Consider the following 14773-nt stretch of genomic DNA (forward strand, 5'->3'; position numbering starts at 1 on the left):
ACTATTCCAAAGGCCAGCTTATCGGCTAAGTTTACCCGCACCCTTGCCCAGTAGCTAGAGAGAGGCGCGAACGCAGATACAATCCCACAGATAAAATAAAGGTTAATGTCAGTACAATTAAAGACCCGACAACAACACCATGCCAGCCAAGCCAATGCCAAAAAGGATCGAGATAAAAGCCGCCGCTACTCGCACCTAAATAATAAAATACAAGATAAATAGAAGACGCCGTGGCACGTGCATACCGCGCGTTTTGGCTAACCCAGCTACTAGCGCTTGAATGGGCAACAAAAAAGCCAAAAGCACTAATCAGGAAACCAATTATAATCGTCCATAATGAAGGAACAAGCGTAACGAGAGTTCCCAGCATTAAAACTAAACAACCAAGTGCAATCACCAATGGTTGAGGTATTTTGGCCGCTATATTGCCAGAAATAGCTGAACCAAATGTACCGCTTAAATAGGTAAGGAACAACATACCTAATAAACTAGCAGGGAGATTAAAAGGCGCCTCGGCTAACAGGAAGGTTGCATAACTATATTGATTAATAAATATAAAGAAATTTAACCCACCAATAATATATGCCAACACCAACAATGGGTTCTGCAAATGAGATAAAATATCAGCGAAGACGCGCTTAGGACGTAACAGGGTTGGCGAAAAGTTTTCAGACATAGGTAACATCCAAGCAAAAACACTTAAACAGATGAAGCTGATTAAACTCATCAATGCAAAAGCTTCCTGCCACCCCAGCCAATCGCCAATAAAACCGCCGATCAACCGTCCACCGATGCCTCCGAGTGTATTACCACTAATATATAAACCAACCGCAACCCTTACTGCATTTCGTCCAAACTCATCCCCCATATAGGCGATAGCAATAGCGGGTAAACCTGCTAAACAAACCCCTTGTATAGCTCTTAACAATACAAGCTGCTCAAAACTGCTAACTTGAGACAAAGCAAAGCTACACAAAACAACACCTGCCATGCTCCCTAGCATCAACTGTGTACGGCCTATAGCATCAGAGATCGGCCCAAAAAACAGCAAAGATATACCCAAAGTGAGGGTTGTAACAGTTAAACTCCAGCTCGCCTGCAAAGGTGTTATCTGAAATTCATTCGCCAACATAGGAAGAAGTGGCTGAGTAATATAGACATTAGAGAAAACCATAAATGAGCCTAAACATAACGCCAATGTAGCTCGCCAAAACTGGGCTGTACCTACTTCTATCATCTTTGCACCTCTAATTATGGGTGCAGATTAGCAACCAGCAGATAATAATAAAAATATATACTTTTTATTGATTTCATAAGAAAATGTTATACATGGATATAAAACACCTGACCTACTTCAAAACCGTGACCGACTTCAGTAGCTTTACAAAAGCCGCCGAACATCTTCATATAGCCCAACCCGCAATCAGCATGGCCATAAAAAAGCTAGAGGCCCAGTTAGAGCTCACCCTATTCCATCGACAGGATCGAAAAATCAGCCTTACCGATGAAGGCCAACACCTCTATCAGCATGCATGCAAAATACTGCAGGCAACAGAGGATGCGTTACTGGAGATGCAGGAGTTAAAAGGTTTAATCCAAGGTGATGTCCGTGTTGGTATACCTAGTATGTTGGGATCCTATCATTTCCCTCCCATACTGATGGCTTTTCGTCACCGCTACCCACAATTAAACCTAACCGTTATCGATGGTGGGGCGGGGAAGCTGCAGCAACTACTTGAAACCGGTGAGCTCGACCTAGCGGTGATTGTAGATGAAACAACCTCTGACTTTTTGGAAACTAAAGTATTCCTACGTGAACAGATGATGGTGGTATGTCCCAAAGATCACCCCTTCGCCGCATTAGAGAGCATTAATTATCCACAGCTCTTCGCCGAAGAGCTGGTCATGTTTAACAGCGGGTATTTCCATCGTAACGTTGTCGACCGTATTGCCGCCGAATCAAATGTCACACCTAATATCAGCTTTGAAACCAATCTAATCCCGCTCATTAAATCAATTGTAAAGCAGGGGTTTGCTATCTCCACCTTAATGGAGATGGTTATTCAAGATGAACCCGACCTCGTAGCTAGGCCCTTCACCAAATCCGTATGGCTTGATCTATCTATTGCTTGGCGTAAAGGGGGTTACCTGTCACATGCTAACCGCACCTTTGTGGAATTTCTTTTAGAACATAGCCAAGAGAAGAAATAACAAGATAAAGCCCGCTAAACACTCAGCTTGCAGCAACCTTATTTTATCTCTATGATTCGCGAAAATTTGAGGAGATTACGATAATGTTGGATGTAAATGAGTACTTCGACGGAACCGTCAAATCGATTGGTTTTACAAACACTGAAGGTAAAGCAACAGTCGGTGTGATGGCGCCTGGTGAATATGAATTCGGCACCAGTGAAGATGAATTAATGAAAGTTGTCAGCGGCGAACTTATTGTTAAACTTCCAGGTACTGAAACCTTCCAATCGTTTCCGACAGGTACTGAATTTAAAGTAGCAGCTAATCAAAGCTTCCAACTAAAAGTTGAACAACCTACTGCTTACCTATGCTTCTATAGCTAAATAATTCCCTAGCTATAGAACACCTGCCGACTAAAAGAATCGCACAATCTTTCGCTTTTAGTTGGCGGGCAAAATTTGACAATTTCCTTATTCAATACAATCTGCCTCAACTTAAGTTGAATATTTTTCCCGCAATCTGGACTGTTCATTCATCCTTTTCAACTTAGGCTGTGATAATATGCCCGCATAAATTTTCAGCGACTAAACCTGTGGCGCACCTGTTATAGGCGATCACCACGCAATTAAAGAGCTACTACCATGAGTAATACAACCTCTCTTGATAAAAGCAAAATCAAGATCTTGCTACTAGAAGGCGTACACCAATCTGCGGTGGACACTTTTAATCAGAATGGTTACACCAATATCGAATTCTTAACTGGCTCACTACCAGAAGACGAATTGATCGCCCGTGTAAAAGATGTTCACTTCATTGGTATTCGTTCCCGCACTCAGCTAACGGATAAAGTTTTTGATGCTGCTAAAAAATTAGTAGCTGTAGGTTGTTTCTGTATCGGCACCAACCAGGTGAACTTAGAAGCAGCAACCATGAATGGTGTTGCCGTCTTTAATGCGCCTTTCTCAAACACACGCTCTGTAGCAGAGTTAGTCATTGCTGAAGCGATCATATTGCTTCGTGGCGTTGCTGAAAAAAGTGCTAAAGCTCACCGTGGAGAATGGCAGAAATCAGCTAAAAACTCTTACGAAATTCGTGGTAAAAAACTAGGTATCGTTGGCTACGGCAGCATCGGTTCACAGTTAAGTGTTATTGCTGAAGCAATGGGCATGGACGTTTACTTTTATGACGTTGTTACAAAACTGTCTCTTGGTAATGCAAAACAAGTTGGATCGTTAAAAGAACTGCTGAATATTAGTGATATTGTTACCTTACATGTTCCTGAAACTGCATCAACTAAAGATATGATGGGTGAAGCCCAGTTTGCAGAAATGAAGCAAGGCTCTATCTTTTTAAACGCCGCTCGCGGCACCGTTGTAGTGATTGATGATCTATGTGACGCGCTGGATTCAGGCCGTTTGTTAGGCGCAGCAATCGATGTATTCCCAGTTGAACCTCGCTCTAACAATGATGAGTTCATCTCCCCACTACGTAAATATGACAATGTTATTCTGACGCCTCACGTCGGTGGTTCTACTATGGAAGCACAAGAAAACATTGGCTACGAAGTAGCTGAAAAACTGATCAAATATAGTGATAACGGTTCTTCAATTACCTCTGTGAACTTCCCTGAAGTAGCACTGCCAGAGCATCCAAATGTTCACCGCTTGCTACACGTTCACAACAATGTACCTGGCATCATGGCATCGATTAACAATGTTTTCTCTGCTAACAGTGTAAACGTGAGCAGCCAATACCTACAAACAAACGAAAAAGTAGGCTACGTTGTAATTGATGTAGATGCTGATTGTTCTAAAGTTGCGTTAGAAAACTTAAAACAGATCGAAGGCACCATCCGCTGCCGTCGCTTGTTTTAATAGATCGACCAACAAGATAAGCCTTTATCGGCTTTAGATAAAACGGGCGCGCGATCAGCGCCCGTTTTTGTTTTCCCAACGATCAAAAATCTGCCCCACTTTTTCAAACACTTCATCTCGATAGATTTCGGTTTCATTCACTAAATGGTGTTTTGCACCGTTAATCAACGTTAGCTCCAATTCTGGATACAAACGCCCTAATATAGCTAGGTTATAACGCCAATCAACCGTGTCATCATCGGTTCCTTGAATCATGTGAATAACGCCATTCACGGATTCATGAGATTCAATCCAGCGTCCCCATGCCAACATAGCTCCCACCCAATTCACGGGTATCTCTTTGTGTTGCAGAGGGTCCTCTTGGTTAATAAATTGCCGAAACTTCAAGTCATGGGTGTTGTTGCTATAACCTCTAGGCACTTTTTTCACTATATATTTAAGCCAACGAAATTTTCGCTGGATGGCGCGCCATGAGGATGAACGAACCAACGGCGCCAATAAAACTCTCTCACCAATAGGAAACATATTTTCATCTGTAAATAACAATTGATGAGCCATGATGACTGCCCCTCCGGTGCTTTGCCCAATCAAATGCAAAGGCACCCTAATATCGGATTTTACAAAAGCGATCAGGTCCGCTAATTGAGTCGCATAATGTTTAAAGTCCTCCACGGATAAAGGATCCCCATCCGACAAACCGTGGCCACTTAAGTCGTAACACAGCACATCAAAGCCATCACTGAGTAACCTATCAATTAGACATTTATACAGTCCGACATGATCCATATACCCATGAAGAACAATGACCGTTCCTCGGCAAACGCTCTCTTCTTGCGAATAGGACTGAAGGGTCACCTCTATTCCATCCAGCCTAATGCGACCTATTCTGTATTTAGATCGACTTACCAACGGCATCAGCTGATAAGTTTCCAAATAAGCCCTAAGCTGATCATTCAATACTCCTTCTGCTGCATCCGTGTAGGCAGGTAAGTTCCTAATCAATAAGTCTCGTTTGAACAAACCCATATACACTCCTGAAGGAAAAACTTTGGAAATAGCCCTGTATAAAAACAATAAGTTACTCCCTTAACTCTAGCTTATCACGATAACTATTCGCTTAACTTATAACGAATATAAGGCGTACTTATCATACTTTAGGGTCTAGTTAGGCGACTTTTTTTCTTCTTTAAGCTACTGTTGCATTGCACAATGACAACTGCAATCAAAAGCAGTTTCTACTCCACTCAGTTCACGGTTGCCTCGCACCTGGACTGTCGGAACATATAACTGGGGCAAGTAATTATGAGTCAAAGGGTACAGAGCGGCGGCCTTCAAGTTGCAGAGTCTCTATATAATTTCGTAAACAATGAAGCACTGCCAGGCACTGGCGTAACTAGCGAACAGTTTTGGGCTGGTTTTGATGCCCTTGTTCACGATTTAGCACCTAAAAATCGCGATCTTCTCGCTAAACGTGATGCAATCCAAGAGCAGATCGACGCATGGCATCGCGAACGCCAAGGTCAAGCTTTCAATCTAGAAGCCTATAAAGGCTTCTTATCTGAGATCGGCTATCTATTGCCTGAAGGTGAAGATTTCACCGCGACAACAGAAAACGTTGACCCTGAAATGGCAACGATGGCTGGCCCTCAGCTTGTTGTTCCTGTCATGAATGCGCGTTTTGCATTGAATGCAGCAAATGCCCGTTGGGGAAGTCTTTACGACGCTCTCTACGGTACTGATGCTGTTTCAGAAGAGAATGGAGCCGAGAGAACTGCCGGTTACAACCCAGCACGTGGCGCAAAAGTTATCGCCGCTGCTCGCGATTTTCTTGATCAGGCAGTACCTTTAGCCACAGGCTCTCACAAAGATTCAGCCGGTTACACTATTGTTGATGGGCAGCTAGTTGTTGCTATGACTAATGGCGACACAACAACACTAGCAGATACCCAAAAACTTATCGGCTATACAGGCGAGACATCTGCACCACTGTCTATTCTGTTTGAAAATAACGGTCTACATTTTGAAGTTCAGATCGACCGTGACAGCCAAATAGGCAAAGAAGATGCCGCTGGCATTAAAGATATCATCATGGAAGCAGCCCTGACTGCTATCATGGATTGCGAAGACTCTGTTGCTGCTGTTGATGGCGATGACAAAGTTGTTATCTATCGCAATTGGTTAGGTCTAATGAAAGGCGATCTTACTGAAGAAGTAAGTAAAGGGGGCAAAACCTTTACTCGCCGCATTAATGCAGACCGTGAATTTACTGCACTAGATGGTTCCGAAATCGCCCTTAAAGGTCGTAGTTTAATGTTCGTTCGTAACGTAGGTCATCTAATGACTAACGAAGCGATCTTGGACAAAGACGGTAATGAAATCCCTGAAGGGATTATGGATGGTGTTATTACAACACTTATCTCCATCCACGATATGAAAGGCACTGGTAAGTTTAGTAACACAACAACGGGCTCCACCTACATCGTAAAACCTAAGATGCATGGTCCTGAAGAAGTTGCTTTTGCTAACGAACTATTTGCTCGTATCGAAGATATGCTTGGCCTTGCACGCTTCACAATGAAGATGGGCATCATGGATGAAGAGCGTCGCACAACTGTCAACCTAAAAGAGTGTATCCGCGCAGCAAAAGAGCGCGTGGTATTCATCAACACAGGTTTCCTTGACCGTACCGGTGATGAGATACATACATCCATGGAAGCTGGCCCAATGATCCGTAAAGGAGACATGAAAGCCGCCTCTTGGATTGGTGCTTACGAAGATTGGAACGTTGATAACGGCTTGCTTTGTGGTCTACAAGGTCGTGCACAGATCGGTAAAGGTATGTGGCCAATTCCTGATCAAATGGCAAACATGCTGAAAGCTAAGATCGGTCATCCTATGTCGGGCGCGAATACCGCATGGGTACCTTCACCAACCGCTGCTGTTCTTCATGCAACCCATTACCATCAGGTAGATGTTTTTGCCCGTCAGGATGAACTAAAATCACGTCCTCGTGCAAATTTAGACGACATTCTAACGATCCCAGTTGAAGCTAACCCAAGCTGGTCTGCTGAAGAGATTCAACAGGAACTGGATAACAACGCACAAGGTATCTTAGGCTACGTTGTTCGCTGGATCGATCAAGGTGTAGGTTGCTCAAAAGTACCAGACATCAACGATGTTGGCTTAATGGAAGATCGTGCAACACTGCGTATCTCTAGCCAGCATATTGCTAACTGGTTACGTCATGGTATCTGCTCTGAAGAGCAAGTAATGGAAACCATGAAACGCATGGCTGCCGTTGTTGATCGCCAGAACGAAAACGATCCACTATACCGCCCTATGGCTGCTAATTTTGACGACAGCATTGCTTTTGCCGCTGCCTGCGAACTTGTGATCGAAGGCTGCAAGCAACCAAACGGTTATACAGAACCGGTTCTGCACCGTCGCCGCATCGAAGCCAAAGCAAAATTTGGTGCATAATTAGTTTTACTCATAGCGACTGAATGACACATAAAACCGCGCTCTCTAAACCAAGAGCGCGGTTTTTTCGTATAAGGTAGACTACAGATACCGTTTACGAGTCAATTTTGATGAATATCTCAACCTACGCAGAGCAACTCGCCGAGTTTATTAACCAGCACCCACGTTTAGTCGTCCTGACGGGCGCGGGTGTAAGCACGGACTCGGGAATCCCCGCCTACAGAGATAAACAGGGTAACTGGCAGCACTCAGCTCCCGTACAACACCAGGAGTTTATGAACAGCCATTATGCCCGTCAGCGTTATTGGGCACGGAGTTTACTCGGCTGGCCAATGATTCGCGATGCACAACCCAGTCCCGCCCACTTAGCCCTATCTAAGCTAGAGAAAATGGGCCATATCCATTTGCTGATTACACAAAATGTCGACCGCTTACACCAAAAAGCAGGAAGCCATCAGGTTATCGACCTGCATGGGCGTTCCGACAAAGTAAAGTGTATGCAATGTTCGCAGCGCTACAATCGAACCTATATCCATGAAATCAGCGCGCAGGAAAACCCTCAATTTGAGATATTTGAGGCAAAAGCAAAACCTGATGGCGATGCCGACTTAGAAACCGATCAGTTTAAACACTTTAAAGTGCCTGACTGCGCTGAATGTGGGGGCATTTTAAAACCTGACGTTGTTTACTTTGGCGATAATGTACCTAAAGAAACAGTCTTTAGCGCACTGGATGCACTGGAACAAGCTGATGCTTTGCTCACTATTGGAAGCTCACTCATGGTTTATTCTGGTTTCAGGTTCTGCAAAAAAGCCGCAGAATGGAACAAACCTATCGCCGCACTTAATCTAGGCGTTACTCGCGCCGACCCGTTACTCAACTTGAAAATTAACGCCCCTATTAGCGAAACACTCACCGCAACACTATCAGTACTGCAAGCGCAGTCTTCACGCTCATAGAATCCTTCTGCAATTAACAGCCTTTTGCAGTAAAATAAAAAGATACATTTTGAGGGGTAGAGTCATGGCTAATCGCGCCTGCGCACGGCATATATTGGTAAAAACACAAGATCAAGCGGAAGCAATAAAAAAGCAATTAAAGCGAGGGGCTGATTTTGGGAAGTTAGCTAAAAAGCACTCTTTTTGCCCTTCCGCCAAACGTTTTGGTGATCTTGGCGAATTCCGTCGCGGCCAGATGGTGAAACCTTTTGATGATGTGGTCTTCAAAAAGCCGCTGCATATTGTTCATGGACCGATAAAAACTAAATTTGGCTGGCATCTAATCGAAACAATTTATCGTAAATAGCCTATCCCAACCAACTACTCAGCCAAACGTACGCAATTTCGACCATCCTGCTTTGCCTTATACAGGGCCGTATCAGCAGCTAACACATGAGCATCTAAGTCAAATAGACCTTGTTGCTCAGCAATACCAATACTTAATGTTACTTCCTGCTGGCACAACCTAAAGATTAACTGATGGCTCTCAAGTTTAGCGCGAATACGCTCAGCAATATGCGCCGCTTGCTGTAGATCCGTTTCGGGTAGTAAAAGAATAAACTCTTCACCTCCCCAACGCCCTATACAATCGGAAGGCCTTTGGTTGTCACGCAGTAATTCAGCAATGAGCAGTAAAACCTGATCCCCTAAAGCATGCCCTCCCCTATCATTAATGGCTTTAAAATGGTCAATATCGATCATCAACAAAGAAAGCGGCTTGCCATTACGTAGGTGAATACTTTTAATTCGCTCATAACGCTCGGCCAAAGCTCGTCTATTTAACAGACCTGTTAATGGATCTTGCCAAGCAACACTCTCCAACTCCCGCTGATAATGATTGATCGCTTTTAAGAGCAGTGCGAGAACAACACCCGTCACAATAAAACAGACAAATAAGGTAATGAACAATGGAGGAAAAAGTGCGTCATCAACCTGTCCCTCTTCCGCTTCCACACAGAGAATTAGATCTAACTCCTCTATATGACGAGTATTTAGAAGATAGGTCTTCCCATCTTTTTTATAGGAGAAACGTCCTTCAGGCTGAGACAAAACCTGCTCCACAACAGATTTAACACCCACCTTTTGATAAAGACTTTTCGCCGCCTCCCCTGAGCGCTCCTGTAATAGGAGATTCCCCCCCGGTGTTACAAGAAAAACGTTATTTCCATAACGAGCACGATAGTCAGAAAAAACCTGAGTGATACTCGCTAAATTGAGTCCTAGCCCAGTAGCACCGAGGAAGGTACCATCAGAGGTACGAATCTTAAAATTGATAAATATAGTTAATTCATCCCCGTTCGCTAAATCAGGGTCTAGATTTAATTCACTATCGCCAGGTAGTTGGCGCAGATGGAAATACCAATCATCTCGAGAATTATTCTCCGAAACCTGTTTAAGGAGCCCACCAGCATAATAATAATTACGGGTTAAATCAGATACCATAAAAGCAGTAAAAGCACCGTACTTTTGTTTAATCTCATTTAAATAACGAGTAATAGCCGCAACATCTTTTTCACCACCTAAAATCCAATCTTCTAGAAAAGTATCATTCCCCATAAACGAGGAAACGGTTCTCGGCTTAATTAAATCCCGCTGTACTTCAGCATAAATATTATCGCTTGTTAACGGCATCTCATGCTCAACTAGCGAATTTAAGGCCGCTTGCCGAGAAAGATAAAAACTGACGCTAGCCGTCAACATGAACCCGACAATAATAAGCAGACTAACAACCACAAGCATACGCTGTTTAAACTTCACGAACTTCCACCTAACCCTTTAAGCCCATTTCAGCTTTGTTAAAAAATACCAAGATAAACACCGTATTGATGTTCTGAATCTATAATATTTGATGGGTATCAATATAATAAAATCTCAAAAAAAGGTATTATTGATAACGGTTATCAATTACATTCATATTATCGAATATATTTCACATGCATATACACACTCGCCACAATACCTTGCTTTTCTTGCTATTACTGCTTGCAACATACAGTAATGCCAATAATACAGATGATACCCGACATACCCCAATTAAAGAACAGCTAGGGCAGCAGTTGTTTTTTGACCCCAATCTATCTTTTAACCGCACTCAATCTTGTGCAACTTGCCACGCTCCTGACCGAGCCTTTACAGACCCTAGAGACAATGGTGTTCAAGGTGCTTACTCACTAGGTGATGATGGTCATTCACTCGGTGATCGCAACGCCCCTACAGCCGCCTACGCAATGTTTAGCCCAGATTTCACATTCAATAAGGAAGGAAAATATATTGGTGGACAGTTCCATGATGGCCGCGAAAACAACTTAGCAGGCCAAGCGGGAGGACCACCTACGAATCCTATAGAGATGGGCATGCCCAACAAAAGAGTAATAGCTAAACATTTGCAGGAAAATCCGTTTTATCTCTCTGCATTTAAATCACTTTATGGCGATAATATTTTCACCAATGCGGAAAACAGTTATGCAGCGATGGCCGACAGCATCGCCCATTTCGAGCGTACTGAATTATTCGCACCATTTGATTCAAAATATGACCGCTATTTAAAAGGCGAATATAAGATGACAGAGCAGGAGGAATTAGGCCGCACGCTATTTTTCTCCCAACAATTCACCAACTGCAATCTATGCCATCAGCTGAATAAATCTCAACGTCACCCGCAAGAGACATTCACTAACTACGAATATCATAATATTGGCATTCCAACCAATATTGAGGGACGCAAGAAAAATGGTGTTCCTATTGATACAGCAGATACAGGCTTACTCAATCATCCACAGGTTGATGATCCTAAACAAGCAGGTAAATTTAAAGTCCCGACACTGCGTAATATCGCGGTAACAGCCCCTTATATGCACAACGGTGTTTTTCAAAATTTACGCACTGTTGTTCTGTTTTACGATAAATACAACAGCCGCAGTAGTAAACGCCAAATCAATCCCGAAACAGGGCAGGTTTGGGCTACACCTGAAGTACCGCAAAACTTATCAATTAAAGAGTTAGAAACAGGGCCAGCACTTGATGATCAACGCGTAGATGCGCTAGTAGCATTTATGAAAACACTCACAGATAAACGTTATGAGCATCTGTTAAATAATAACGAATAACGCCCCAAATCTTTGCACAACTTACCCATAGGCTGTTTTATTAATATTTTTCTAAAACAGCCAATAATTATCAGCTACTGTTCAGCTTTCTAACAATAGAATACGAGTCATATTTTGCTCTGACTGTTGTAGAAAACGATGCCAAAACTCATTAAAGATTTTCGTAACTATCAATTTGTTTATTATTGGTATGATAAAAGTGCGGGTAGAACTAGCCCCTACTTCCCTACGCTGAACCATGCAGAAGACTGGTTTGTGCAACAACAGCGCGTCAATTATTCAGGTCCTGAGCGCCGCAAACCTGCCTGTGATAAACATCACACGATACGAAGACGCGCTGCCGATACAACAATTAAAGTTGATTTAGATATATCTCGCGAGAAAATATCCGAGCTTAAACAACTCCTCATTGCCTAACATTCGGTCAGTTACCAGCCTCCTCTCCAATAATAAATAAAGATCTCTAGACTAAAAGCGCTACTAAAACACATCGTTGCGGCATAAAAAAAGCGGCATCCCGTTACCAGAATGCCGCTTGATTCTAACCTTTGTCTGAATTTATACGCTCAGAACTTTCTCACCACGGGCAATACCCGATACACCAGAACGTACGACTTCCATAATATTGGACGTCCCTAAAGCTTCGATAAAAGCATCCAGCTTACTACTTGCTCCCACCAGCTGTACGGTAAAGGTATTTGGCGTCACATCGATAATAGTGCCACGGAAGATGTCTGTCGTACGCTTAATCTCAGCGCGAACAGTACCATTGTTAGCCTTCATCTTAATCATCATCAACTCACGTTCAAGATGATCACCTTCAGTCAGGTCAACAACCTTTACTATATCGATCAGCTTATTTAGCTGTTTAGTGATCTGCTCAACCACACGATCATCGCCAATCGTTGTTACCGTCAAACGAGACAATGTTTCATCTTCGGTCGGCGCAACGGTTAACGACTCAATATTGAAGTTGCGCTGAGAGAACAATCCAACTACACGGGATAATGCACCCGGTTCGTTTTCCATCAATACAGAAATAATATGACGCATGATTATGTTCTCTCCGTTTTGCTTAGCCACATGTCACGCATAGAACCACGCGGTACCTGCATAGGGTAAACGTGCTCAAACGGATCTACTGCGATATCCATGAATACCATACGATCTTTCATAGCGAATGCTTCACGCATAGCGCCTTCAAGATCCTCATAACGCTCAACCTTAATGCCTACGTGACCGTAAGATTCAACCAGTTTGACGAAATCAGGTAACGACTGCATATAAGATTGCGAGTGACGAGACTCATAATTCATATCCTGCCACTGACGCACCATGCCTAATGACTGGTTATTCAAGCAGATAACCTTAACTGGAATACCATATTGGCTAATGGTAGATAGTTCCTGAATATTCATCTGGATACTACCTTCACCCGTTACGCACACAACTTCCTCTTCAGGGAAATTAAGCTTAACGCCCATTGCAGCAGGTAAACCAAAGCCCATAGTTCCTAAACCACCGGAGTTAATCCAACGGTTAGGTTTATTAAACTTATAATACTGAGCAGCAAACATTTGATGCTGACCTACATCAGAACAAACATAAGCATCACCATTAGTGACTTTGCTTAGCATTTCGATAACCTGCTGAGGCTTCATCTGCTTGGAGTCATCTGTTTTATAACGACCGCCATGACGACCACGCCACTCTTCAATCTGCTCCCACCACGTTTTCAGGCTTTCAGCAGATGGCTTAGTCTTCGCCGCTTGCAGTTGCTCTAACATCTCTTTTAAGACCGCTTGGGCAGGCCCTACGATTGGCACATCAGCTTTGATCGTTTTCGAGATCGATGCAGGGTCAATATCAATATGTACAATTTTTGCTGTCGGGCAGAACTTATCAGTACCATTAGTTACACGGTCATCAAAGCGCGCGCCTACTGCTAAAATCATGTCGCTGTGATGCATTGCCATATTAGCTTCATAGCTACCATGCATACCCAACATACCAATAAACTGAGGGTCCGTGCCTGGGAAACCACCTAAGCCCATCAGTGTATTTGTAACCGGACAACCTAACTCTTTAGCGAGTGCGATCAGTTCATCACTCGCATCACCCATAATGACACCGCCACCAGAATAAATAACGGGGCGTTTAGCCGCCAGTAACATATCCACAGCTTTTTTAATTTGGCCGCTATGTCCTTTAGAGATAGGATTGTAAGAACGCATTTTCACGCTCTTAGGATATTCATACTCATAACGATCTGTGGGTGTTGTCATATCTTTAGGGATATCGACAACAACAGGGCCTGGACGGCCACTCTCAGCAATATGAAATGCTTTCTTAATAATCTCTGGGATATCTTCCGGACGTTGAACACTGAAGCTGTGTTTCACGATAGGACGAGAGACACCGATCATATCGGTTTCTTGGAAAGCATCTTCACCGATCAGGTGTGACATAACCTGACCTGTAATAACAATCATTGGGATTGAGTCCATATAAGCGGTCGCAATACCGGTTACGGCATTGGTCGCCCCTGGACCTGAAGTTACAAGTGCAACGCCCGCTTTACCGGTTGCACGTGCATACGCATCTGCCATATGAGTGGCAGCTTGCTCATGGCGGACCAAAATGTGTTCGACGTCATCCTGAGTAAAGATTGCATCGTAAATGTGCAGTAATGCACCGCCAGGATATCCGTAGATAAATTTAACGCCTTCATCACGAAGTGCGCGAACAACCATTTCTGCGCCTGAAAGTAATTCCACTTTATTCACCCTCTAACGACGTCAGTGTCTCGTTACTGACGAAATTAACAGTTTTTGTTTCTGTAACGTTGAACGTGCCTGTACCAGACAATATTTTTTGACTCTCTAGCGATCTCACTCTGAACCATTCCAGGGGTAGAGCCGAAGGTTCACGTTCGGGTGTGTGCCGGTGTTAGGGATCTCCCAACCGACAGACCTTTGAGAAACGGCTCACAGAAAGCTGTCTCCCTGAGTTTCGGGGTTACCTACACACTCAAGGTCTCAAAATTCGAGGCGGTAATTGTAGCCCATACAGGTTGATTTTTTCAACCCAAAGGAATGAAAACTGAAGCACTGTGCTTGTT

13 protein-coding genes are annotated in these 14773 nt (G+C 43.5%); 8 read left to right on the forward strand and 5 right to left on the reverse strand.

The features are described from left to right. Nucleotides 1-31: 31 nt before the first annotated feature. Nucleotides 32-1237 carry an MFS transporter gene (locus ACOQOE_RS17395; protein ID WP_067862687.1) on the reverse strand — a complete coding sequence of 402 codons (1206 nt, stop codon included), beginning with the start codon at nt 1235-1237 and terminating at the stop codon, nt 32-34. 92 nt (nt 1238-1329) lie between these two features. Between ACOQOE_RS17395 and ACOQOE_RS17400 the strand changes: the two genes are divergently transcribed. From ACOQOE_RS17400 to serA, 3 genes are all read left to right on the forward strand, one after another. Beyond that, nucleotides 1330-2211: a LysR family transcriptional regulator gene (locus ACOQOE_RS17400; RefSeq protein WP_420554571.1), complete on the forward strand. Its 882-nt coding sequence runs from the start codon at nt 1330-1332 to the stop codon at nt 2209-2211. A gap of 83 nt (nt 2212-2294) precedes the next feature. Next, the gene (locus ACOQOE_RS17405; protein ID WP_067862691.1) at nt 2295-2576 is read left to right on the forward strand and encodes a pyrimidine/purine nucleoside phosphorylase; all 282 of its coding nucleotides are present in this window, start codon (nt 2295-2297) and stop codon (nt 2574-2576) included. A 258-nt stretch (nt 2577-2834) separates the two neighbouring features. Beyond that, on the forward strand, nt 2835-4067 hold the full coding sequence (gene serA / locus ACOQOE_RS17410) for a phosphoglycerate dehydrogenase (protein WP_067862693.1): 1233 nt from the start codon (nt 2835-2837) through the stop codon (nt 4065-4067). Nucleotides 4068-4121: 54 nt separating this feature from the next. On the opposite strand, the gene ACOQOE_RS17415 is transcribed toward serA, so the two are convergent. Next, entirely contained in the window at nt 4122-5093 is a 972-nt protein-coding gene (locus tag ACOQOE_RS17415) for an alpha/beta hydrolase (protein WP_420554572.1), read from the reverse strand. Nucleotides 5094-5369: 276 nt separating this feature from the next. Between ACOQOE_RS17415 and ACOQOE_RS17420 the strand changes: the two genes are divergently transcribed. The 3 genes from ACOQOE_RS17420 to ACOQOE_RS17430 all read left to right on the forward strand — a co-directional run bounded on the left by ACOQOE_RS17420 (nt 5370) and on the right by ACOQOE_RS17430 (nt 8852). Further along, the gene (locus tag ACOQOE_RS17420; protein WP_420554573.1) at nt 5370-7547 is read left to right on the forward strand and encodes a malate synthase G; all 2178 of its coding nucleotides are present in this window, start codon (nt 5370-5372) and stop codon (nt 7545-7547) included. Between the two features lie 110 nt (nt 7548-7657). After that, on the forward strand, nt 7658-8506 hold the full coding sequence (locus ACOQOE_RS17425) for an NAD-dependent protein deacetylase (RefSeq protein WP_420554574.1): 849 nt from the start codon (nt 7658-7660) through the stop codon (nt 8504-8506). Nucleotides 8507-8570: 64 nt separating this feature from the next. Then, the gene (locus ACOQOE_RS17430; protein WP_067862701.1) at nt 8571-8852 is read left to right on the forward strand and encodes a peptidylprolyl isomerase; all 282 of its coding nucleotides are present in this window, start codon (nt 8571-8573) and stop codon (nt 8850-8852) included. A gap of 14 nt (nt 8853-8866) precedes the next feature. Here ACOQOE_RS17430 and ACOQOE_RS17435 read toward each other — a convergent pair whose 3' ends face one another. Then, complete coding sequence (locus ACOQOE_RS17435; RefSeq protein WP_067862703.1) at nt 8867-10303, reverse strand: sensor domain-containing diguanylate cyclase; 1437 nt, start codon at nt 10301-10303, stop codon at nt 8867-8869. A 176-nt stretch (nt 10304-10479) separates the two neighbouring features. Here ACOQOE_RS17435 and ACOQOE_RS17440 point away from each other — a divergent pair, with 176 nt between their 5' ends. Together ACOQOE_RS17440 and ACOQOE_RS17445 are read left to right on the forward strand one after the other, a co-directional pair. Further along, nucleotides 10480-11652, forward strand: coding sequence for a cytochrome-c peroxidase (locus tag ACOQOE_RS17440; RefSeq protein ID WP_420554575.1), 1173 nt, complete (start codon nt 10480-10482; stop codon nt 11650-11652). Nucleotides 11653-11790: 138 nt separating this feature from the next. After that, nucleotides 11791-12069 carry a hypothetical protein gene (locus ACOQOE_RS17445; protein ID WP_067862707.1) on the forward strand — a complete coding sequence of 93 codons (279 nt, stop codon included), beginning with the start codon at nt 11791-11793 and terminating at the stop codon, nt 12067-12069. Between the two features lie 141 nt (nt 12070-12210). On the opposite strand, the gene ilvN is transcribed toward ACOQOE_RS17445, so the two are convergent. Together ilvN and ACOQOE_RS17455 are read right to left on the reverse strand one after the other, a co-directional pair. Next, complete coding sequence (gene ilvN / locus ACOQOE_RS17450; RefSeq protein ID WP_067862709.1) at nt 12211-12705, reverse strand: acetolactate synthase small subunit; 495 nt, start codon at nt 12703-12705, stop codon at nt 12211-12213. Between the two features lie 2 nt (nt 12706-12707). Continuing rightward, nucleotides 12708-14429, reverse strand: coding sequence for an acetolactate synthase 3 large subunit (locus ACOQOE_RS17455; protein WP_067862711.1), 1722 nt, complete (start codon nt 14427-14429; stop codon nt 12708-12710). Between the last annotated feature and the right edge of the window lie 344 nt (nt 14430-14773).

The sequence above is a fragment of the Neptuniibacter marinus genome (assembly GCF_965223595.1).
Lineage (GTDB): Bacteria > Pseudomonadota > Gammaproteobacteria > Pseudomonadales > Balneatricaceae > Neptuniibacter > Neptuniibacter marinus.